Genomic DNA, 20,778 nt, shown 5'->3' with positions numbered 1-20,778 from the left:
CCTCGGGACGTGCACGGGGTTGCGGTGGGAACGGGAACGGGAACGGGAACGGGGGTGGGGCCGGGCCGGACGGCCGGTCAGGCCGTCCAGCGGCGGGTGGCGGATCTGGCGAACCGGTTGACGGAGAGCGTGACGGCGGCGATCACCAGCCCCGGCAGGGCGGTCAGCCACCAGGCGGTGCCCAGGTAGGTGCGGCCCTCGGCCACCATCGCGCCCCACTCAGGAGTCGGCGGCTGCGCGCCGAGCCCGAGGAAGCTGAGCGCCGAGACGGCCAGCACCGCGGTGCCCAGCTCCAGGGCGGCCAGCGCGAGGACCGGCGGCGCGGCGTGCGGCAGCACATGGGTGACGACGGACCGCAGCCCGCCGACCCCGACCGCGTGGGCGGCCTGGACGAAGGGCTCCTGCCGGACCTTCAGCACCTGCGCGCGGGAGATCCGGGCGAAGCCGGCGATCCCGGCGACGCCCACCGCCACGGCCACGTTCACGGTGCCGAAGCCGAGCGCGGTCACCACGGCCAGCGAGAGCAGGATGCCGGGCACCGCCAGCACCACGTCGACCAGGCGCATCAGCAGGGCGTCCACCCAGCCGCCGAGCACGCCGGCGAGCAGGCCGAGCGCCGTCCCGGTGACCAGCGCCAGGCCGACCGCGATGACCGGGGCGCGCAGCGACAGCGAGGCGCCGTGCACGACCCGGGCGTAGACGTCCCGGCCGAGGTAGTCGGTGCCGAACCAGGCGTCGGCGCTCGGCGGGCGCAGCCGGTGGGCGGGGGAGGCCTTGAGCGGGTCGTGTCCGGCGAGCAGGTCGGGGGCGAAGGCCCAGGCGAGGGCGGTGGCCAGGACGAGCAGGGCGAGCAGGGTGCCGGGTCGGCGCAGCGGAGCGGCGAGCGCGGCGGTGACGGTGAGGGCGCTCCGGGCCGTGGTCCGGGTGGCGCTCCGGGGCGTGCCCCGGGCAGCGCCCCGGGAGCCGGGCGGCTCGGCCGCCGCCGCGGTGACGGCGGCCGGTTCGCAGGCCGGTTCGCAGACGGGCCCGGTGGGCGGGCCGGTCGGAGTGGTCAGGTCGAGCGCGGTCTCAGCCACCGGCGACTGCTCCTTTCCGGCCCGCCCTGGGCGAGGCGCGGGTCGATCAGCGGGTTGACGAGGTCCACCGCCAGGTTGATCAGGGTGAAGACCGCGGCGCCGAACACCACCGCGCCCTGGACCACGGGGATGTCCTTGGCGGTGACGGCGGCGGCGGTGATCCGGCCGAAGCCGTCGCGCGAGAACACCGTCTCCACGATCACCGAGCCCGCCAGCAGGTTGCCGACGACCAGGGCGAGCAGGGAGAGCAGCGGCAGCGCCGCGTTCCGGGCGGCGTGCCCGAGCAGGACCCGCACCCGGCCGGCGCCCTTGGCCCGCGCGGTGGTCACGTACGGCTCGTCGAGCGTGCCGAACAGGCTCCGGGCGAAGACCTGGGCGAGCACGGCGGCGGTCGGCAGGGCCAGCGTGACGGCCGGCAGGACCAGCGACGCGGCGCCGGAGCCGCCGACCGCGGGCAGCAGCCGCCACTGGAAGGAGACCACCTGGAGCAGGATCAGGCCGACCGCGAACTGCGGCAGCGAGATGCCCGCGGCGGGCAGGGCGAGCAGCAGCCGGGAGAGCCGCCCGGAGCGGGTGAGCGCCGCCGCGACCGCCAGCCCCGGGCCCAGCAGGCAGGCCAGGGCGAGCGCCGAGCCGGCCAGGGCGAGGGTCTGCGGCAGCGCGGTGGCGAAGGTGTGGGCGACGGTGTCCCCGGTCTGGAGGGAGGTGCCGAAGTCGCCGTGCAGGGCGGCCAGCAGCCGGTCGGCGTACTGCGCGGGCAGCGGCCGGTCGAAGCCGTACTCGGCCCGCAGCTGCGCGACCTGCTCGGGGGAGGCCGTCCCGGTGCCGCTCTGCCCGCCGAGCATGATCGCGACCGGGTCGCCGGGCAGCAGGTACAGCAGGACGAAGGACAGCGTGAACGCCGCCCAGACCGAGACGGCCGCGTGCAGCAGCCGGGTGGTGATCCGGTGCCTCATCCGAACCTCCCCCTCAGCCGGCGAGCCAGGCGTCGTGCAGCCGGGGCTGCGCCGAGCCGTCCAGCTCCACGCCCTTGACGCCGGCCGCCAGCCCGACCGCCTGGATCTGCTCGTAGACCGGGATCGCGTACGCCTGGCGGACGATCAGCTGCTGTGCGGTGGTGACCAGTTCGCGCCGCTGGGCGGCGTCGACGACGGCGGACTGGCGGCTCAGCAGGGTGTCCAGCTCGTTGCCCGCCGGCAGCTGGGCGCGGTTCTTGGCGCCGCTGGCGAAGGCGGTGCGCAGGACGTCGGGGTCCGAGCGGGTGAGCCCGTACCAGAGCAGGTCGTAGGAGCCGTTGGCCTGGGCGGGGGCGAGCTCGTTCAGCGGGAGGCCGTTGAGGTCGGCGGCGACGCCGATCTTCGTCAACTGCTGCTGGACGAGCTGGAGGACGGTGCGGCTGGCCGCGTCCACGCCCGGGTAGAGCAGCTTGACCTGGAGCCGGGTGCCGTTCTTCGTCCGCACCCCGTCGGCCCCCGGGGTCCAGCCGGCCGCGTCGAGCAGGCGGCGGGCCTGGTCGGGGTCGTAGGAGAGGTCGGAGCCGAGGTCGGTGTAGGACGGCGTGGTGGAGCTCAGCACGCTGGTGGCGGGCCGGTAGCTGGGGGAGAGCAGGGTGGTGACCAGCTCGGCCCGGTCGATGCCCCGGGTGATCGCGGTGCGCACGGCGGCGTCGGCCAGGACGGGATTGCGGGTGTTGGCGGTGAGGTTGTAGACGACGCCCGGGACCGAGCGTGTCACCACCGGTATGTGACGGTCCGTCAGGGTCTTCTCGTCCTGCGGCTGGAGGCCGATGATGCCGTGCACCTGCCCGGAGAGCAGGCTCCCGGTCTGCACGCCGGGCTCCGGCACGACCTTGTAGTCGACGCCGTCCAGCAGGGCGGGGCCGGTCTGCTTCCAGAGCGAGGAGCCCCAGGCGTAGTCGGCCCGGCGGGTCAGCTGGATCTGCTCGCCCTGGGCGGACTTGAGGGTGAACGGGCCGGAACCGGCCAGCCCCTTGCCCTGGCAGCGGTCCTGCGGGCTGCCGGCCAGCGAGGCGGGCGACAGCAGGCCCAGCGCGGCGGTCGACGTGGCCTGCAGGAACTGCGCGTTGGGCCGGCTGAAGACGACCTTGGCGGTGCCCGGGTCGACGACCACGGTCTCCTTGTAGTCGGCGAGGTAGCTGGAGCCGACGGCGGCCACCGCGCCCAGCTTCACGATGGTGTCGAAGTTCGCCCGGACGGCCTCCGCGTCGACCGGCTTGCCGTCGCTGAAGGTCGCGCCGGAGCGCAGGTGGAAGGTGAACTCGGTGGCGTCGGACGAGACGTCGAAGGAGGAGGCGAGCCACGGGCGGGCCTCCCCGGTGGCCGGGTCCTGGTCGGTGAGGGAGTCGACCAGCTGCCGGCTGACGGCGGTGTTGCCGTTGGAGTTGTTGTTCTGCGGGTCCAGGCAGAGCGGCTTGCTCGCGATGTCGAGGGTGAGCGTTCCGCCGGACTTCGGCGGCCCCGCGTCCGCGCCCGCGGCCGCCGGGTCGGTGCCGCCGGACGCGCAGCCCGCGAGGGCGAGGGCGAGCGCGAGGGCGGTGCCGGACAGCGCGGCCGGGCGCGACGGGCGAGCCGGGCCGGAGCGGGCGCGGGCGGGTCGCGGTGAGCGGGACATGGTCGAACTCCTGTGTGCTGGACGGCGGTTCTGGGTCGATCGGCCGGTCGGGCGGCCCGCCGCGGCAGGGCGCGGACGGGTCGGACCGGGCCGTCCCGGACACGGCGGAGGGACGCCGGGGGAGGAAGTGCCGGGGCGGCGGGGGCGATCCGGGCGACCGGCCCGGGGGCGGTCACCGCGGCGGTGCGGCGAAGTGCGTACCGGTCAGCGACAGAGCGCGCTGGCCTGGCGGACGAGGTCGACGTCCAGGCGGCGCATCAGCAACGGGCTTCCGGGGATCACGGAACTGACCCTACGCGGCCGTTCTGCCTGCGGCTATGGTGAGTGGAGGGACTGGAACGGCGGCCTGTTGACTTAAGCAGCGGTGCCGTCGCACGCGATCCGAGGGGGGAGCGGATGGGACGGTACGAGACGGCGGCGGCCCCGCACGCCGAACTGGCCGAGCGCATCGCGATCGGGCTGCTCACGTGGTCGTTCCCACCCGCACTGGTGGACGAGGTGCTGGTCCTCACCGGGCGGACCGAACAGCGCACCCGGCTGCTCCCGGCCCGTGTGGTGGTCTATTTCGTGCTCGCGCTCTGCCTCTTCCCCGGTCTTAAGTACGAGCGGGTCGCCGAGCTTCTGTCTCAGGGAATGAGATGGGGTTTCGGTCTGCCCGGCAGCTGCCCGGTGCCGACCGCCGCGGCGCTCTCCCGGGCCCGGGCCCGGCTCGGCCCGGAGCCGCTGCGCGCACTGTTCGCCGCCCGCGCCGCCCAGGTGCCGCCCGCGCCCGGCCTGCTGGGCCTGCGGGTGCTGAGCCTGGACACCGCGCGGTTCGAGGTGCCGGACTCCGAGGAGAACGCCGCCGGCTTCACCCGGCCCGGCACCCCGGGCGGCCCGCCCCGGGTCCGGGTGGTCGCGCTGGCCTGTGACGCCAACCGCGTGGTGGTGGACGCCCGGATCGGGGTCGGCGGCGAGCCCGCGGTGGTCGCGGCCCGGCCGCTGCTGCGCGAGGCGGGGCGGGGCGACCTGCTGCTCGCGGCCCTCGGCATGGTCGGCGCCCGCTCCTGGTGCACGGCCCGCGCCAACGGCGCCGAACTGCTCTGGGGCGTACCGGTGGAGGCGGACTTCGTCCGGCACGCGACGCTCCCGGACGGCTCCTACCGCTCGGTGCTGGACGGCGCCGGCGACTGCGACGAGGACGGCTCGGCGCTGGCGGTGCCGGTCCGGGTGGTGGAGCACACCGTGGACGGCCGCCGGCTGCGGCTGGTCACCAGCCTGCTCGACCCGGTCGCCGCGCCGGCGGACGCGCTGGCCGCGCTCTTCCTGCACCGCTGGCGGTTCCGCGAGGCGCTGGCCGAACTGGCGGCCGGCCGGCCGGACGGCGCCGTCCCGGCGCTGCGGGCGAGGTCGCGGCGCGGGGTGGAGCAGGAGGTCTGGGGGTACCTGCTGGTCCACCAGGCGCTGGCGGAACTGCTGCGCCCCGCACGGGACCGGGGCGAGCCGGCCCTGGACGGGGCGGTGGCGACGGCCGCGGCGCGGAGGGCTGCCGCGCGGATGGCGGCGGCCGCGGCGGTGGCGGTGGCGGGGGCGCCGGTGGCCGGCGGCGTACCGCGCGGCCTGGGCACGCGGTCGCTGGGCACGCCGGTCCGGCGCCCGGCGGCGGACGAACGGGCCCGCCGCCGGGCCGGCTGACCGGTGGTCCGGTCCGGCCTCGTCAGGCCGGGTCACACCAGGGAGCGTGGGCCGGTTCCGGTCAGGCGCGGAGGGTGCCGGTCGGGGGGCGTCGGGCCGTTCGTCCGGCACCGCCCGTCCGGCTCGTTCCGTCAGGTCCGCCCGGTCCGTCAGGCCCCGGCGGGCCGGAGGCTGATCGCCCCGGACGGGCACAGCTCGACGGCCGACCGCGCCTCGTGCAGCGCCTCCCCGGCCGGGAGCTCGACCAGCGGGCGGCCCAGCCCGTCCTCGTCCCGCTGCTCGAAGAGGCCGGGCGAGTGCTGGACGCACTGGCCGGAGCCGAAGCAGAGGCCGGTGTCCACCACCAGCCGTTCCGCCGGCGCCGCGCTCACCACGTCACCGGCAGCCGGTGCAGGCCGTAGACGGCCTTCTCCGGAGCGAACTCCGGTCCGCCGCCGCCGTCCTCGCCGCTCTCGGCGAGCCCCAGTCCGGGCAGCCGGTCCAGCAGGGTGGTCAGCGCGATCTCCAGCTCGGCGCGGGCCAGCGGCTGCCCCAGGCACTGGTGGATGCCGAAGCCGAAGGCGACGTGCCGCCGGGCATCCCGGTCGATGTCGAAGACCTCGGGGGCGGCGAAGTGCGCGGGGTCCCAGTTGGCGGCCGGGACGGAGGCGATCACGCCCTCGCCCTCGCGGATCACCACCCCGGCGATCTCGACGTCCTCCAGGGCCACCCGCGGTACCCCGCTGTGCACCACCGACAGGAAGCGGAGCAGCTCCTCCACCACGTCCCGGACCCGGGAGAGGTCGGCCCGCAGGGCGGCCAGCTGCTCCGGGTGGCGGAGCAGGGTGAGCACACTGAGCGCGATCATGTTCGCGGTGGTCTCGTGCCCGGCGACGAGCAGCAGCAGGCCGGTGCTCTTGACGTCCTCGTGGTCGAGCTCGCCGGTCAGTTCGCGTTCGACCACCAGCCGGCTCAGGACGTCGTCGCCGGGGTCGGTGCGGCGCCGCTCGGCGAGCTTGCCGATGTACTCGCGCAGGTCGACCACCGACTGCGCGCTCTCCTGGAGCGTGCTGGACCGGCTGAGCATCCGCTTCCCGCGGGTCTGGAAGTACTCGTGGTCCTCGTACGGCACCCCGAGCAGCTCGGCGATCACCGCCGAGGGGATCGGCAGTGCGAACTCCTGCACCAGGTCGGCGGGTTGGGGCTGGGCGAGCAGCTGGTCGAGGAACCGGTCGACGATCGCGGAGATCCGCGGCCGCAGCGCGTCGATGCTCTTGACCATGAAGTCCCGGGTGAGCATCCGCCGGATCCGGTCGTGGTCGGGCGGGTCCATCCGGAAGAACGGGGTGCGTCCGCCGACGCTGGCCCGGACGGCGGCCGAGACGAAGGGGAAGCCGTCGCGCCGGGCGTCCGCGCTGAACCGGAGGTCGCCGAGGACGGCGCGGACGTCGTCGTACCGGGTGAGCAGCCAGGCCTCGCTGCCGTCGTAGAGGGTGATCCGGGAGGCCGGGGCGGAGTCGCGCAGCACCCGGTACTCGACCGGCGGGGCCAGCGGGTCGCTCCGGTCGGGCGGGAAGGCGATGGCGGGCCGGGCGGGTTCGGCCAGGGGCGATCGGGTCATCGGTGACCTCCGGAGACGGGGGCGGAAGCGGAAGCGGGAACGGGAGCGGGAACGGCGGCGGAGACGGGAGCGGGGGCCGGGACGGGCGCGGGCGCCGGGGCGGTGCGGGACTCCGCGTCCGCCCGGGCGGCGTCCAGGGTGGCCAGGCTGTGCGCGCCGAGCGCGGCCCGCACCCGGCGCTGGGCGTCGGCGGGCGTGGTGCCCGGGCCGAAGGCGGCGGCGAGCCGGTCCGCGCGCAGCGCCACCGTGTGCCGTCCGGTCACCGTGGTGGCGCCGTCCGGGGCGGTGCCGACGATCCACTCGCCGAGGTGCGCGGAGGCGAACGGCGGGACGGTCAGCGGGGTGTAGACGACCCGGTCGGCGAGCACCAGGCGGACGGACGGGACGTCCTGGACCGAGCCGTCGGGGGCCCGGACGCCGGAGACCACGGACTGGACGCCCGGAGCGGTCTCGGTGACGGAGACGGTGGCGATGTGCGACACGGCGCCGGGCCAGTCCCGGACGCGCCGCAGGAAGTCCAGCACCGGCTCGGCGGGTGCGGTGGTGCGGAGGGTGTCCTGGAAGGTGAACACCAGCCCTGGGTCCGCCTCGGCGTGCAGGCGGAACACCTCGGCGACCTCGGCGGCCCCGGCGGTCGGCGGGGCTTCGGGGGAGGGCGGGGCCGCGGCGTCCGCCCCGGCCCCGGCCGGACCGGCGCCCGCCAGCGGCGCTCCGGCGGAGTCCCGGTCGAGCCGCAGGGCGAGGCCGGTCCCGCCGTCCCCCTCCTCAGGGGTGAGCACCCAGTGGCCGGTGACGGTGGCCGGACTGCCCGGGGCCGGCGAGTGCCGGAAGTCCGTCCGCAGGCCGTCCGGTGCGGTGCGGTGCTCGCCCCACCAGTGGGTGATCCGCTCGCCGTCGCGGGTCCACACCTCGACCCGCTCGGTCTCCCCGTCCGGCGTCCGCAGGGCGTACACCACGTGGTCGAGCAGGACGGGCCAGCGTTCGACGGCGCCGAGCAGGGCGCTCAGCTGCTGGGCCGGGGCCCGGACGGTGACGGCCGGTGCACCGGGGGTGGGCGTGCTGGGCATCGCGGGGTCCTCTGTTCGCCGGGGCTGGGGCGGGCCGCCGCCGCGGGTGTGCGGCGGCGGCCGGGTCGCCTCGAACCTCGCAGCCGTCCGTAGAGGGGCGCTGGAACACGGTTGGAGCGGCCCTCGCGGACGGGCCCGCCCGCCGGGGCGGTCAGCTCGCGGCGGTGCGCCGCGGCGGCCGCGGCAGGGTGAGCGTGACCAGGATGCAGAGCGCCAGGATCGCGGCGGCGGAGACGAACGCCCAGGAGAAGCCGGAGGTGAGCGCCGAGGCCAGCTCGGGCGAACCGGCGGCCGGTTCGCCGCCGTCCAGCAGGCTCCGGGTGTGCGCCGACGCGATGCCGGTGAGCACCACCAGGCCGAACGAACCGCCGATCTGGCGGGCCGCGTTGGCGAGTCCGGAGGCGATGCCCGCGTCCGCGCCCGGCACCCCGGAGGTGGCCGTCATGGCGACCGGGGTGAGGGCCAGGCCGATCCCGAGGAACACCAGACTGCCGGGGGCGACCACCCAGAGCAGCACCGAGCCGGTCGCGTCCAGCTGCGCCTGCCAGAGGAAGCCGGCGGCGGAGGCGACCAGCCCGCTGATGATCAGCCAGGGGGCGGGGACCCCGCGGCCGAGCATCCGGGCGGCGGACTTGGCGCCGACCACGGTCGCCACCGTGTGCGGGACGAACACCAGGCCGGTCTCGATCGGCGAGAAGTCGCGGACGTTCTGCAGGTAGATCGAGACGAAGTAGAGCAGCGAGAAGAAGCCCGCCCCGAGCAGGAACATCACCAGGTTGGCGCCGGACCGCTGCCAGACGCCCAACAGCCGCAGCGGGAGCAGCGGTTCGGAGGCGAGCCGGGCCTGGATCAGGACGAACAGGCCGAGCAGCACCAGGCCCGCGACGATCGGCAGCAGGGTGCCGGTGGCGCCCCAGCCGTCCTTGTCGGCCTGCACGATGCCGTAGACCAGGGCGGTCAGGCCGGCCGAGACGGTGACCGCGCCGGGGACGTCCAGCTTCCGCCCGGCGTTGCCGCGGTCGGCGGGCAGCCAGAGCCGGGTGCCGACCACCACGGCGAGGCCGATCGGCAGGTTGACCAGCAGCACCCAGCGCCAGGACAGGTAGTCGGTGAGCAGGCCGCCGGCGATCGCGCCGACCGCGCCGCCGACCGCGCCGACCATCGACCAGGTGGCGATGGCCCTGGTCCGCCGGGGGCCCTCGGTGAAGGTGGTGGTGATGATGGTCAGTGTGCAGGGGGCCAGGACGGCCGCGCCGAGGCCCTGGACGGCGCGTGCCGCGACCAGCACCCCGGCGGACGGCGCCAGGCCGCCGACCACGCTGGCCGCGGTGAAGGCGACCACGCCGACCAGGAACATCCGGCGCCGGCCGAACAGGTCGGCGGCGCGGCCGCCGAGCAGCATGAAGCCGGCCAGGGCGAGGGTGTAGGCGTTGACGACCCACGGCAGGTCGGCGGAGGCGAAGTGCAGCGAGTCGCGGATCGCGGGCAGCGCCACGTTCACGATGGAGACGTCCAGGACGACCATGAACTGGCCGAGGCAGGCGAGTCCGACGATCAGGCTCTCGCGCCGCCGGACCGCCGCGGACGGGCCGGCGGGGGCCTCCCCGGCCTGGGCGTCCTTCTGCGGGGGCGCCTCCGCGGTGGCGGCGGCCCGGGCCGCACCCGGCTCGTTCCCCGGCCCGCCGGACCCGACGGGTTCGCCCGGCCCGCCGGTACCGACCGGCCCGCCGGGGCCGGGCTGTCCGGGGGTGACCGCGGCGTCGGTGGACTGCCCGCTCATGACCGGCCCTCCCGGTAGGCGCGGGCGCCGACGCTGCCGGCCAGCGCGCTCAGACTCTCCGTCAGCAGCGCCACGTCGGCGTCGGCCCAGCCCTCCAGGAGCCCGGCCAGGGCCTGCGAGCGGGCCTGCCAGAGCCGCTCCAGGACGGCCTGGCCCCGGTCGGTGACCTGGACCAGCTGGGCCCGGTGGTCGACCGGGTCGGGCAGCCGGACGATCAGGCCGGCGTCCTCCAGCCGCCGGGTCTGCGGGGTGAGCGAGGAGCGGTCGACCTCCAGCCGTTCGGCGACGGTGGAGAGCCGTACCGGCTGCCAGTGCTCGATCTGGGTGAGCAGCGTGTAGTCGCCGGGTGGGAGCGTCAGTTCGGCCTCGGCGGCGATCCGCCGCTTGGTCGCGGGCGAGAGCAGCCAGCAGCCGATGGTGTTGAGGGCCACGGCGGCCTCGGCGATGGCCCGGTCGGACAGCTCCCGGCGCGTGGCGCCGGGTGACGGTACGGCAGGCGCTTCAGTTGTCATGCCGTCATGCTAGACCGGTTGGTTGGGTAAAACCAACTGAGAAAAGCGTGTGCCGAAGCCGAACTGACGAACGATCAGGCAAGCGTGAGGGCCGAGTTGATCTCGTCCAGCAGCGCCTGCGGGGTCTCCACGCCGTCGAACAGGTCGTCCGGCAGGGCGATCCCGTAGCGGCGGCTGATCACCGACGCGGTCTCCAGCAGCGCCAGCGAGTCGTAGCCGAGATCGGTGAACAGGGTGTCGGCGATGTCCCCGGAGAGGTCGACCTCCTCGTCCTCACCCGCCGCGTCGCGCAGGATCGTCCGCAGGTCGTCGATGGTCAGTGCGCTCATGTCGCTGTCCTCGCTGTCGGTTTCGGTACGGTCGGCACCCCAACGTCGCAGCGGGGTCTGGAACGGCGCTGGAGTCCCCCTGAAGCCGCCCGGGCGCCGCCGGGCCGACCCTCCCCGGCCGCCCCGGGCCCGCCGCCCGGTCAGACCGGCAGCAGCGCCTCCGCCGCCAGCCGGTCCCGGACGGCCGCCGCCGCGGCGGCCTCCCGCCCGTCGTCCCCCGGCCGCGCCGGCAGCAGCGCCACGGCGGCCGAGTCCCCCGACGCCACCGCCCGGTGACGCTTCGCCAGCATGGTGAGGCCCTGCGCCGGGCCCGCCTCCACCAGCAGCCACCGGCCCTCCGCCAGCAGCCCGTCCAGCGCCGGACCGAACAGCACCGGCGCGGCCGGCTGGCCGGCCCAGAACCCCGGGTCCACCGCCGTCGCGGCGTCCAACAGGCCGCCGGTGTAGCCGGAGTGCAGCGCCAGCCGCGGCGGGCGCAGCGCCACCGAGCGCAGCACCGGCAGCCCGAGGGCCGCCGCCGGAGCCACCACCGGACTGTGGAAGGCACTGAGCGTCCGTGCCCGCCGGGTGTTCAGCCCGGCCGCCCGCAGCCGGGCCTCGGCCGCCGCCAGCGGCGCCTCCGCACCGGCCACCACCACCTGCCGGGGGCCGTTGACCGCGCCGACCACCACGCCCTCCCCGAGCAGCCCGGCCACCTGCTCGGGCGCGCCGGCCACCGCCAGCATCCCGCCCGGCGGGGCCGAGGCCAGGTGGTGCACCCGGTCGGCCATCACGGCGGCGGCCTCGGCGAGCGTCAGCACCCCGGCCAGCGCGGCCGCGGCCACCTCGCCGACGCTGTGGCCGAGCAGCGCGTCCGGCCGCACCCCCCAGTCCAGCACCGTCCGGCCGAGCGCCCAGTCCACCGCGAACAGCAGCGGCTGGGCGCGGCGCAGGTCGTCCAGCGGGACGTCCGGCGCGTCCGGCGCCAGCCAGTCGCGGCGGACCGCGCGTCCCTCGGCGCCCCAGAGCGCCAGGACCTCGTCCACCCGGGCCGCGAACCGCGGATCGGCCCGGTACAGGCCGAGCGCCATCCCCGGCTGCTGCGCGCCCTGGCCGGGGAACAGCAGCGCCACCCGCCGCCGTCCCGGCGCCGCCTGCGGGCCCCCGGCCCCGGCCTCCTGCCGCTGCGCAGCGGCCTCCCGGTGTTCCACGGTCATCACGGACCTCCTCGGCGACCCGGCCCGCCCCTGCGGCGGACCGTCACCGGGCCACCGTGCCAAGCCCCGCTGGACCGGCTCTGGACGACGCGTCCAGGCACCCCGCCCACCATGACAGGGCCGCCGGCACCCGCCGGCGGAACCCCGCGACCGAGGAGCAGGCATGCGGTACGACGACCTGTACATCTCCGCCGCGGCGCACCGGCTGCCCGGCCGGGTCGCGGTCGCCGACGCGGTGGCCGCCGGGCTCTGCGACGCCGCGGTGGCCCGGCGCACCGGCCTGCGGGAGATCTCCGTCGCCGACGGCGAGCCGCCCGCCGAGATGGCCGCCGCCGCGGCCCGCGCCGCCCTGCGGGCCTCCGGACACGGACCGCACGACATCGACCTGGTGCTGCACGCCGACGTCTACTACCAGGGCCACGACCTCTGGCCGCCCGCCTCGTACGTGCAGCGGGCCGCCGTCGGCAACCGGTGCCCGGCCGTCGAGGTCCGGCAGATGTCCAACGGCGGCATGGCCGCGCTCGAACTCGCGGCCGGCTACCTGCGCGGGACGGGCGGGACGGCGGCGCTGCTCACCACCGGGGACTGGTTCGGCCCGCCCGGCTTCGACCGCTGGCGCAGCGACCCCGGCACGGTCTACGCGGACGGCGGCACCGCGCTGGTGCTGTCCCGCCGGCCGGGCTTCGCGGCGCTGCGCAGCCTGGCCACCGTCTCCGACCCGGACCTGGAGGGCCTGCACCGGGGCGACGACCCGTTCGGCCAGGCCCCGTTCAGCCACCGGCCGGCCGTCGACCTGGCCGCGCACAAGGACGACTTCGTCGCCGTGCACGGGATCTCGTACTGCGTGAACCGGGTCTCCGCCGGGCAGGAGGAGGCGCTCAAGCGGGCGCTCGCCGACGCGGACACCGAGCTCGCCGAGATCGACTGGTTCGTCCTGCCGCACCTCGGGCTGCGCCGGCTGACCGCCGCCTACCTGCGGCCCTGGGGGGTGGACGCCGCGGTCACCACCTGGTCCTGGGCGCGGACGGTCGGGCACCTGGGCGCGGGCGACCAGTACGCGGGGCTGGCCGAGCTCGCCGCGTCCGGGCGGGTGCGGCCGGGGCAGCGCTGCCTGCTGGCCGGCGTCGGCGCGGGGTTCACCTGGTCGTTCGCGGTGGTCGACGTGCTGGCCGAGGCCCCGGTCCGCGACGCCGCCGCCTGACTCCCCGACTCCCCGGCCGGCCGGTCCGGTCCGCCCGACCCGGGCGGCCGACCGCCCCACCCGCCCCGCGCCACGACCCAGGGCGACACCACAGCGACCACACCACCGAGGGAGAACCGCCATGCCACCCGCCATCGGCCGGCGCGCGCTGCTGGGCGCAGGCGCCGCCCTGGGCTCCGCCGCCGTCCTCGGCCCCGCCGCGGGAACCGCGGCCGCCGCCCCGGAACCCCCGCAGCGGCCCGGCCCGCACCCCGGCGGCCCCGCCACCGTCACCACCGTCACCCCCGACGACCCGCGCTACCCGGAGCTCGTCACCGGCGTCAACCAGCGCTGGGTCGGCACCCCCGGCCGCATCCGCCTGCCGCGGAGCACCGCCGAGGTGGTCACCGCCGTCCGCGAGGCCGTCCGGGCCGGGCAGCGGATCTCGGTGCGCGGCGGCGGCCACAGCCTCGCCGACCTGGTCTACCGGCCCGAGGTGGAGACCGTGATCGACCTCTCCGCCCTCGACCGGGTCGGCTACGACCCCGCCCGCCGGGCCTTCGAGGTCGGGGCCGGCGCGACCCTGCTCAACGTCTACGACACGCTCTACAAGAACTGGGGCGTCACCATCCCCGGCGGCCTCTGCTACTCGGTCGGCGTCGGCGGGCACGTCAGCGGCGGCGGGTTCGGCCTGCTCTCCCGCGCCCACGGCCTGACCGTCGACCACCTGGAGGCGATCGAGGTCGTCGTGGTGGACGCCGACCGCACGGTCCGCCCGGTGATCGCCACCCGCGAGCCCGGCGACCCGGCCCGCGACCTGCTCTGGGCGTACAGCGGCGGGGGCGGCGGCAGCTTCGGCGTGATCACCCGCTACTGGTTCCGCACCCCCGGCCGGACCGGGGACGACCCCGGCCGGCTGCTGGTCGCCCCGCCCCGCGAGGTGCTGATCAGCGCCGTCCCGATCCCCTGGAGCACCCTCACCGAGGCGCGCTTCACCGCCCTGCTGCGCAACGCCGGCGCCTGGCTGGAGGCCCACAGCGGGCCGGACTCCCCGTACACCGCGCTCAGCGGCTCCTTCTCCTTCACCCACCGGTCGAGCGGCCACGTCACCCTGCTCGCCCAGCTCGACGCCGGCGTCCCCGGCGCCCGCGCGCTGCTCGACGCCTACCTGCGCGACCTGCTGGCCGGCACCGGCACCGACCCGGCCGCGCTGCCCCCGCCCAAGCGGCTGCCCTGGCTGCGCGCCACCCGCTACCTCGGCACCGCCTCGGCGATCGGCAACCACCCGGCGGTGCGCGGCGACCACCACTCCGCCTACCTGCTCAAGGGGTTCACCGACGAACAGATCGCCGTGATCCACCGCCACCTGACCGACGACGGCATCGACAACCCCAACGCCATGGTGGTGGTCAACCTGGTGGGCGGGCGGATCGGCGCCGTCGCACCCCGGGACACCGCGGTCGCCCAGCGCGGCGCGATCGCCAAGGCCCTGTTCCAGAGCCTGTGGACCGACCCGGCCGACGACGCCGCCAACACCGGCTGGGCCACCCGGCTCTACCGCGAGGTGTACGCCCGCACCGGCGGCGTCCCGGTGCCGGACGACCGCACCGACGGCTGCTACATCAACTACCCCGACACCGCCCCCGCCGACGACCCGGCCGCCAACACCTCCGGCGTCCCCTGGGCCGAGCTCTACCACGGCGTCAACCTGCCCCGGCTGCGCCGGGTCAAGGCCCGCTGGGACCCGACCGACTTCTTCCACCACCCCCGCTCGATCCGGCTGCCCGCCCCGTGACCGGGGCCGCGCCCGGTGACCGGGCAGCCGCCCGCGCGGGCGCACCGACCAGACCGGCCACCGGCCGGACCGACGACGAACACCGAGGACAACGCATGGACGGACGAGTGGTCATCACCGGGATCGGCACCGTGGTGCCGGGCGCGACGGGGGTGAAGAACTTCTGGGACCTGCTGACCTCCGGGCGGACCGCCACCCGCCGGATCAGCTTCTTCGACCCGGCGCCGTTCCGCTCGCAGATGGCCGGCGAGTGCGACTTCGACCCGGCCGAGCACGGGCTCACCGCCCGCGAGATCCGGCGCACCGACCGGGCCGCCCAACTCGCCGTGGTCGCGGCCCGCGAGGCCGTCGCCGACAGCGGCCTCGACCTCTCCGGCACCGACCCGGGCCGGCTCGGCGTCAGCGTCGGCAGCGCCGTCGGCGCGACCATGGCGCTGGAGGACGAGTACGTGGTGCTCAGCGACACCGGCGACAAGTGGGTGCTGGACAGTGACCACGCCACCCCGCACCTGTACAACTACCTGGTCCCCAGCTCGATCGCGGCGGAGGTCGCCTGGGCGGTCGGCGCCGAGGGGCCGACCGTGCTGATCTCCACCGGCTGCACCTCCGGCCTCGACGCGGTCGGGCACGCCCGCGACCTGATCCGCGACGGCGTCGCCGACGTGGTGATCACCGGCGGCACCGACGCCCCGATCTCACCGCTCGCGGTGGCCTGCTTCGACGCCATCAAGGCCACCAGCCCCCGCAACGACGACCCCGGGCACGCCTCCCGGCCGTTCGACCGCACCCGCAACGGCTTCGTGGTCGCCGAGGGCACCGCCGTCCTCGTCCTGGAGAGCCTGGAGCACGCCCGGCGGCGCGGCGCCCGCGTCTACGCCGAGATCACCGGCCACGCCTCGCGCTGCAACGCGTACCACATGACCGGACTGCGCCCCGACGGCGCCGAGATGGCGCAGGCCATCACCGCCGCCCTCGACGAGGGCCGCACCGACCCGACCGAGGTCGACTACGTCAACGCGCACGGCTCGGGCACCAAGCAGAACGACCGGCACGAGACGGCGGCGTTCAAGACCAGCCTCGGCGAGCACGCCTACCGCACCCCGGTCAGCTCCATCAAGTCGATGATCGGGCACTCGCTGGGGGCGATCGGCGCCATCGAGATCGCCGCCTGCGCCCTGGCGATCGAGCACTCGGTCGTCCCGCCGACCGCCAACCTGCACCAGCCCGACCCGGAACTCGACCTCGACTACGTACCGTTGACCGCCCGCGAGCACCGGGTGGACGTCGCCCTGACGGTCGGCAGCGGCTTCGGCGGCTTCCAGAGCGCGATGGTCCTGCGCCGCCCGCAGGCCGCCGGGAGCGCCCGGTGAGCGCGACGGCGGTGGTGACCGGCCTGTCCGTGGTCGCCCCCAACGGCCTGGGCGCCGAGGAGTACTGGGCGGCGACCCTGGCCGGGCGCAGCGGCATCGGCGAGATCGAGCGGTACGACGCGTCCCGCTACCCGTCCCGCTTCGCCGGCCAGGTCCGCGGCTTCGACCCGGCGGAACACCTGCCCGGGCGGCTCATCCCGCAGACCGACCAGGTCACCCGGTTCGCCCTGGCCGCCGCCGACTGGGCGGTCGAGGACGCGGGCGTGGACCTCGGCAGCCTGGACCCGCTGGAGGTCGGAGTGGCGACCGCCAACGCCTCCGGCGGCTTCGAGTTCACCCAGCACGAGGTGCAGAAGCTGTGGACGCTCGGCCCGCAGCACGTCAGCGCCTACCAGTGCTTCGCCTGGTTCTACGCCGTCAACACCGGCCAGATCTCGATCCGGAACAACCTGCGCGGGGCGAGCAGCGCCCTGGTCGCCGAGCAGGCGGCCGGCCTCGACGCGCTCGGCCACGCCCGCCGGCTGCTCCGCAAGGGCGTCCGGCTGGTGGTCGCCGGGGGCGTCGAGGCACCGCTCAACCCGTACGCGCTGGTCTCGCAGATCTCGCACGGTCTGCTGAGCCGGGCCCGCAGCGCCGAGACGGCCTACCGGCCGTTCGACCCGGAGGCCGACGGCTACGTGCCCGGCGAGGGCGGCGCGCTGCTGGTCGTCGAGTCGGCGGACTCCGCCGAGGGGCGCGGCGCGCGGCAGCGCTACGGCGAGATCGTCGGCTACGCCTCCGGCTTCGACCCGCGCCCCGGCTCGGGCCGCCCGCCGGCGCTCCGCCGGGTGGTCGAACTCGCCCTGGCGGACGCCGGGGTGAGGCCGGACGAGGTGGACGTGGTGTTCGCCGACGCGGCCGGCGTCCCGGAGGCCGACCGGGCGGAGGCCGAGGTGCTGGCCGAGGTGTTCGGTCCGCGCGGCGTGCCGGTCACGGCGCCCAAGACGATGACCGGACGGCTGCTCGCGGGCGGACCGCCGGTCGACGTGGTCGCCGCCCTGCTCGCCCTGCGCGACCAGGTGGTGCCGCCGACGGTCGGCACCACGGTGCCCGACGACCTGCCGATCGACCTGGTCACCGGCGCCCCGCGGGAGGCCGTGCTGCGCACCGCGCTGATCCTGGCGCGCGGCTTCGGCGGCTTCAACTCCGCCCTCGTCGTGCGGCGTTGAGTGGCGGCACGCCGCCACCGCCGCTCTCCGTCCGGGGCCCGGTGCCCCGCCGTCCCGCCCTCCACCCCGATCCCGCTCCCGCTCCCTCTCCCTCTCCCTCTCCCGATCCAGCTCCCTCTCCCGATCCCCTCGTCCGAACCGCCCGCCCGCAGAACCATCCGACAGGAGTCCCGATGCGCTTCGGCATCACCTTCTTCCCGACCGTCGGCCCGCAGCAGCGGGCCGCCGCCGACTACTACGACGACGCGGTGCGGATCGCCGTGCTCGCCGACGGGCTCGGCTACCACCACGTCAAGACGGTCGAGCACTACTTCTTCGCGTACGGCGGCTACAGCCCCGACCCGGTCCCGCTGCTGACCGCCATCGCCCGGGCCACCTCCCGCATCCGGGTGGCCACCGGCGCGGTGATCCCCGCGTTCAGCCACCCGGTCCAGCTGGCCGGGCGGCTCGCCGTCCTGGACAACCTCAGCCGGGGCCGGCTCGACGTCGGCTTCGGACGGGCCTTCCTGCCCGACGAGTTCGCCGCCTTCGAGGTGCCGCTGGACGAGAGCCGGGCCCGGTTCGACGAGGGCTCGCGCGCCGTCGAACGGCTCTGGGCGGAGGAGGACGTGGTCTGGGAGGGGCGGTTCCACCGCTTCGGCCCGGTCACCCTGCTGCCCCGGCCCTACCAGCGGCCGCACCCGCCGATCTTCGTCGCCTCCGCGACCAGCCCCGCCTCCGCCCGTGCGGCCGGGCTGGCCGGGCGCGGCCTCCAGGGCGTCCCGGCGATCGCGGGCCGGCAGGGCTTCCAGGAGATCCTGGCCGCTTATCGGGAGGGCTGGGTCGAGGGCGGCCGGGAGGCCGGCCAGGAGCAGGTGCAGGTCAGCTTCGGCCTCTTCCTGGACGAGGACGGCGAGGAGGCCCGCAGGCTCGGCCGCTACGACGAGGAGCAGTACAGCGAGCGGATCGCCGAGGCCACCCGGGCCTGGGGCACGGCGCGCAGCGCCGACTACCCCGGCTACGAGAAGCTGGAGGAGGCCGGCAAGCTGCTCCACTTCGACCGCCGGCTGAAGGAGAACCTGATCCTGGCCGGGAACCCGGACGAGGTGACCGCCCAACTGCACGAGGTCGTCGAGTCGTTCGGCGACGACATCACCGTCAGCCTCACCGTGCACTCGGGCAACCTGCCGGCCGAGGCGGCGGAGCGGGCCCTGCGCCTGTTCGCGGAGCGGGTCGCGCCCGCGTTCGCGCGATGAGCACCGGGGGCGGTCCGGGCGGCGGCGGGGAGACGTGGCCGGTGTTCGGCACGGACCGGTCGGCCGGCGGAGGCGCCGGCGGAGGCGCCGACGGGGAGGCGGACCGGGGGCACGAGCAGGTGGTCTACTGCCAGGACCGGGCCAGCGGACTGCGGGCGATCATCGCGGTGCACTCCACCGCGCTCGGTCCGGCCCTCGGCGGCACCCGGTTCCGCGTCTACCGGGACGAGCGGAGCGCGCTGCACGACGTGCTGCGGCTGTCCCGCGGCATGTCGTACAAGAACGCCCTGGCCGGACTCGACCTCGGCGGCGGCAAGGCGGTGATCGTCGGCGACCCGGGGGTGCTCCGCTCGGAGGCGCTGCTGCGCGCCTACGGCCGGTTCGTCGAGTCGCTCGCGGGCCGCTACATCACCGCCTGCGACGTCGGCACCACCAGCGCCGACATGGACGTGGTGGCCCGGGAGAGCCGCTACGTGACCGGCCGGACGGTCGAGCACGGCGGCTCCGGGGACTCCGGGGTGCTGACCGCGCTCGGTGTGCTCCAGGGCCTGCTGGCGGCCGCCGAGGAGGCTTGGGGCGGCGACGACCTGACCGGCCGTCGGATCGGCGTCGAGGGCGCCGGCAAGGTCGGCCGCCGGCTGGTCGCCCACCTGGTCGAGCACGGCGCGACCGTGGTGGTGCACGACACCGACCCGGCGGCGGCCGAACGGGCCCGCCACCGGCTGCCCGAACGGTCCGTGGAGGTGGTGGCGGATCGCGCCGCCTTCCTCGCCGCCGGTCTCGACGTCTACGCGCCGTGCGCGCTCGGCGGCACCCTCACCGAGGACCTGGCGCACACCCTGGAGGCCGGGATCGTCTGCGGCGGTGCCAACAACCAGCTGGCCTCGCCGAAGGTGGACCGGATCCTCGCCGACCGCCGCATCCTGTACGCGCCGGACTACCTGGTCAACGCCGGCGGGGTGATCCAGGTCGCGGACGAGTACGGCGGCTACGACGAGGCGCGGGCCCGGGCCCGGGCGCTCGGCATCCGGGACACCGCCCGCGCGGTGTTCCGGGAGGCCCGGGAGCAGGGCGTCACCCCGGCCGCGGCGGCCGACCGGCTGGCCGAGCGGCGGATCGCCGAGGTCGGCGCGGTACGGCGGATCCGGCTCTGAACACGCCCGGACGCCGGGGCCCGTGGCGGCCCCGGCGCCCGGGCGCACCGGTTCCCCGGGCGTCACACCCGTGAACACGGCGGTGCCCCGGCCCTCCTCGGGCCGGGGCACCGCCGCGGTCGCGTCCGCCGCCCGTCGGCGGCGCCGGTCAGTAGTTGCCCAGTCCGCCGCAGACGTTGATCGCCTGCGCGGTGATCGACGCCGCGGCGTCGGTGGTCAGGTACCCGACCAGCCCGGCGACCTCCTCGGCCGTCGTGTAGCGCCCCAGCGGGATGCGCTCCTCGAACCGGCCCAGCACGTCCTGCTCGTCGGTGCCCCAGAGGTCGGCGTAACCGGCCCGCACCCGGACGGCCATCGGCGTCTCCACGAAGCCGGGGCAGACCGCGTTGACCGTCACGCCGGTGCGGGCCAGCTCCAGGCCGAGCGCCTTGGTGAAGCCCACCACGCCGTGCTTGGACGCCGAGTACGGGGCGGCCAGCACGACGCCCTGCTTCCCGGCGGTGGAGGCGATGTTGATCACCCGCCCCCAGGGGCGCTCGGCCAGTCCGCCGGCCGCCAGCACCTCCCGGGTGACCCGGAAGACGCTGTGCAGGTTGGTGTCGATGATGTCGAACCAGGTCTCGTCGGTCAGTCCGGCGGTCGGGCCGCCGCCGCTCCGACCGGCGTTGTTGACCAGGATGTCGACCGGCCCGAACCGCTCGGTCGCGGCGGCGACCAGCCGGCGGACGTCCCCGGCCTCGCGGACGTCGGCGGCGAGACCGTCCGCCTGGTGGCCCTCGGCGCGCAGCTTCTCCACCGTCTGCTCCACCGCCTCGGCCGTCCGCGCGGTCAGGAAGACCCGGTGCCCCAGGCCGGCCAGCGTGGTCGCCGTGGCCAGTCCGATGCCGCTGGTGGCCCCGGTGACCAGGGCGTTGCGTGACTGAAGTTCCGTCATGCCCGATGTCCCTTCCGCTCGTTGTCCCGGCAGCCGG

At 76.1% G+C, this 20,778-nt stretch carries 18 protein-coding genes; 7 read left to right on the top strand and 11 right to left on the bottom strand.

Going from position 1 to position 20,778, the window contains the following annotated elements:
• Window positions 1–77: 77 nt before the first annotated feature.
• From OG550_RS11080 to OG550_RS11070, 3 genes are read right to left on the bottom strand one after another with little or no spacing between them, the layout of a single operon-like run.
• A complete protein-coding gene (locus tag OG550_RS11080; protein WP_327676534.1) occupies window positions 78–1,076 on the bottom strand; it encodes an ABC transporter permease in 999 nt (332 codons plus the stop codon).
• Window positions 1,052–2,032, bottom strand: coding sequence for an ABC transporter permease (locus tag OG550_RS11075; protein ID WP_327676533.1), 981 nt, complete (start codon window positions 2,030–2,032; stop codon window positions 1,052–1,054). Before OG550_RS11075 ends, OG550_RS11080 begins: the two co-directional genes overlap by 25 nt.
• Before the next feature lie 13 nt (window positions 2,033–2,045).
• Complete coding sequence (locus OG550_RS11070) at window positions 2,046–3,707, bottom strand: ABC transporter substrate-binding protein (protein ID WP_327676532.1); 1,662 nt, start codon at window positions 3,705–3,707, stop codon at window positions 2,046–2,048.
• A gap of 396 nt (window positions 3,708–4,103) precedes the next feature.
• On the opposite strand from OG550_RS11070, the gene OG550_RS11065 reads away from it, so the two are divergent.
• Complete coding sequence (locus OG550_RS11065) at window positions 4,104–5,381, top strand: transposase domain-containing protein (RefSeq protein ID WP_327676531.1); 1,278 nt, start codon at window positions 4,104–4,106, stop codon at window positions 5,379–5,381.
• Between the two features lie 149 nt (window positions 5,382–5,530).
• Here the strand turns inward: OG550_RS11065 and OG550_RS11060 are convergent, their stop codons facing one another.
• The 7 genes from OG550_RS11060 to OG550_RS11030 form a co-directional block, all read right to left on the bottom strand.
• The gene (locus OG550_RS11060; RefSeq protein WP_327676530.1) at window positions 5,531–5,752 is read right to left on the bottom strand and encodes a ferredoxin; all 222 of its coding nucleotides are present in this window, start codon (window positions 5,750–5,752) and stop codon (window positions 5,531–5,533) included.
• Window positions 5,749–6,981, bottom strand: a complete 1,233-nt coding sequence (locus tag OG550_RS11055) for a cytochrome P450 (protein ID WP_327676529.1) — start codon at window positions 6,979–6,981, stop codon at window positions 5,749–5,751. The genes OG550_RS11060 and OG550_RS11055 overlap by 4 nt, the downstream gene beginning before the upstream one ends.
• Window positions 6,978–8,048 carry a hypothetical protein gene (locus OG550_RS11050; RefSeq protein ID WP_327676528.1) on the bottom strand — a complete coding sequence of 357 codons (1,071 nt, stop codon included), beginning with the start codon at window positions 8,046–8,048 and terminating at the stop codon, window positions 6,978–6,980. The genes OG550_RS11055 and OG550_RS11050 overlap by 4 nt, the downstream gene beginning before the upstream one ends.
• A gap of 151 nt (window positions 8,049–8,199) precedes the next feature.
• Window positions 8,200–9,828, bottom strand: coding sequence for an MFS transporter (locus OG550_RS11045; protein WP_327676527.1), 1,629 nt, complete (start codon window positions 9,826–9,828; stop codon window positions 8,200–8,202).
• Window positions 9,825–10,340, bottom strand: coding sequence for a MarR family transcriptional regulator (locus OG550_RS11040; protein WP_327676526.1), 516 nt, complete (start codon window positions 10,338–10,340; stop codon window positions 9,825–9,827). Before OG550_RS11040 ends, OG550_RS11045 begins: the two co-directional genes overlap by 4 nt.
• A 74-nt stretch (window positions 10,341–10,414) precedes the next feature.
• A complete protein-coding gene (locus OG550_RS11035) occupies window positions 10,415–10,669 on the bottom strand; it encodes an acyl carrier protein (protein ID WP_327676525.1) in 255 nt (84 codons plus the stop codon).
• A 140-nt stretch (window positions 10,670–10,809) separates the two neighbouring features.
• Window positions 10,810–11,865, bottom strand: coding sequence for an acyltransferase domain-containing protein (locus tag OG550_RS11030; protein WP_327676524.1), 1,056 nt, complete (start codon window positions 11,863–11,865; stop codon window positions 10,810–10,812).
• A 163-nt stretch (window positions 11,866–12,028) separates the two neighbouring features.
• Between OG550_RS11030 and OG550_RS11025 the strand changes: the two genes are divergently transcribed.
• From OG550_RS11025 to OG550_RS11000, 6 genes are all read left to right on the top strand, one after another.
• Window positions 12,029–13,066 carry a ketoacyl-ACP synthase III family protein gene (locus OG550_RS11025; RefSeq protein ID WP_327676523.1) on the top strand — a complete coding sequence of 346 codons (1,038 nt, stop codon included), beginning with the start codon at window positions 12,029–12,031 and terminating at the stop codon, window positions 13,064–13,066.
• 121 nt (window positions 13,067–13,187) lie between these two features.
• A complete protein-coding gene (locus OG550_RS11020) occupies window positions 13,188–14,840 on the top strand; it encodes an FAD-binding oxidoreductase (protein WP_327676522.1) in 1,653 nt (550 codons plus the stop codon).
• A 95-nt stretch (window positions 14,841–14,935) separates the two neighbouring features.
• Window positions 14,936–16,210 (top strand): beta-ketoacyl-[acyl-carrier-protein] synthase family protein, encoded by a 1,275-nt coding sequence (locus tag OG550_RS11015; RefSeq protein WP_327676521.1) that lies wholly within the window; start codon window positions 14,936–14,938, stop codon window positions 16,208–16,210.
• Window positions 16,207–17,418 carry a ketosynthase chain-length factor gene (locus OG550_RS11010; protein ID WP_327676520.1) on the top strand — a complete coding sequence of 404 codons (1,212 nt, stop codon included), beginning with the start codon at window positions 16,207–16,209 and terminating at the stop codon, window positions 17,416–17,418. The genes OG550_RS11015 and OG550_RS11010 overlap by 4 nt, the downstream gene beginning before the upstream one ends.
• Before the next feature lie 173 nt (window positions 17,419–17,591).
• Window positions 17,592–18,653 carry an LLM class flavin-dependent oxidoreductase gene (locus OG550_RS11005; protein WP_327676519.1) on the top strand — a complete coding sequence of 354 codons (1,062 nt, stop codon included), beginning with the start codon at window positions 17,592–17,594 and terminating at the stop codon, window positions 18,651–18,653.
• Window positions 18,650–19,807, top strand: coding sequence for a Glu/Leu/Phe/Val family dehydrogenase (locus OG550_RS11000; RefSeq protein ID WP_327676518.1), 1,158 nt, complete (start codon window positions 18,650–18,652; stop codon window positions 19,805–19,807). The genes OG550_RS11005 and OG550_RS11000 overlap by 4 nt, the downstream gene beginning before the upstream one ends.
• 148 nt (window positions 19,808–19,955) lie before the next feature.
• On the opposite strand, the gene OG550_RS10995 is transcribed toward OG550_RS11000, so the two are convergent.
• Entirely contained in the window at window positions 19,956–20,741 is a 786-nt protein-coding gene (locus OG550_RS10995) for an SDR family NAD(P)-dependent oxidoreductase (RefSeq protein WP_327676517.1), read from the bottom strand.
• Window positions 20,742–20,778: the final 37 nt, after the last annotated feature.

The organism is Kitasatospora sp. NBC_00458 (assembly GCF_036013975.1).
Taxonomy (GTDB): domain Bacteria; phylum Actinomycetota; class Actinomycetes; order Streptomycetales; family Streptomycetaceae; genus Kitasatospora.
This window is presented reverse-complemented; position numbering and strand designations above follow the sequence as displayed.

What these genes read in the sequence shown, in the direction of transcription:
- OG550_RS11075 (WP_327676533.1), bottom strand. Translation starts at nt 2,032, where the DNA reads ATGAGGCACCGGATCACCACCCGGCTGCTGCACGCGGCCGTCTCGGTC.
- OG550_RS11070 (WP_327676532.1), bottom strand. Translation starts at nt 3,707, where the DNA reads ATGTCCCGCTCACCGCGACCCGCCCGCGCCCGCTCCGGCCCGGCTCGC.
- OG550_RS11065 (WP_327676531.1), top strand. Translation starts at nt 4,104, where the DNA reads ATGGGACGGTACGAGACGGCGGCGGCCCCGCACGCCGAACTGGCCGAG.
- OG550_RS11055 (WP_327676529.1), bottom strand. Translation starts at nt 6,981, where the DNA reads ATGACCCGATCGCCCCTGGCCGAACCCGCCCGGCCCGCCATCGCCTTC.
- OG550_RS11050 (WP_327676528.1), bottom strand. Translation starts at nt 8,048, where the DNA reads ATGCCCAGCACGCCCACCCCCGGTGCACCGGCCGTCACCGTCCGGGCC.
- OG550_RS11045 (WP_327676527.1), bottom strand. Translation starts at nt 9,828, where the DNA reads ATGAGCGGGCAGTCCACCGACGCCGCGGTCACCCCCGGACAGCCCGGC.
- OG550_RS11040 (WP_327676526.1), bottom strand. Translation starts at nt 10,340, where the DNA reads ATGACAACTGAAGCGCCTGCCGTACCGTCACCCGGCGCCACGCGCCGG.
- OG550_RS11035 (WP_327676525.1), bottom strand. Translation starts at nt 10,669, where the DNA reads ATGAGCGCACTGACCATCGACGACCTGCGGACGATCCTGCGCGACGCG.
- OG550_RS11030 (WP_327676524.1), bottom strand. Translation starts at nt 11,865, where the DNA reads ATGACCGTGGAACACCGGGAGGCCGCTGCGCAGCGGCAGGAGGCCGGG.
- OG550_RS11025 (WP_327676523.1), top strand. Translation starts at nt 12,029, where the DNA reads ATGCGGTACGACGACCTGTACATCTCCGCCGCGGCGCACCGGCTGCCC.
- OG550_RS11020 (WP_327676522.1), top strand. Translation starts at nt 13,188, where the DNA reads ATGCCACCCGCCATCGGCCGGCGCGCGCTGCTGGGCGCAGGCGCCGCC.
- OG550_RS11015 (WP_327676521.1), top strand. Translation starts at nt 14,936, where the DNA reads ATGGACGGACGAGTGGTCATCACCGGGATCGGCACCGTGGTGCCGGGC.
- OG550_RS11005 (WP_327676519.1), top strand. Translation starts at nt 17,592, where the DNA reads ATGCGCTTCGGCATCACCTTCTTCCCGACCGTCGGCCCGCAGCAGCGG.
- OG550_RS11000 (WP_327676518.1), top strand. Translation starts at nt 18,650, where the DNA reads ATGAGCACCGGGGGCGGTCCGGGCGGCGGCGGGGAGACGTGGCCGGTG.
- OG550_RS10995 (WP_327676517.1), bottom strand. Translation starts at nt 20,741, where the DNA reads ATGACGGAACTTCAGTCACGCAACGCCCTGGTCACCGGGGCCACCAGC.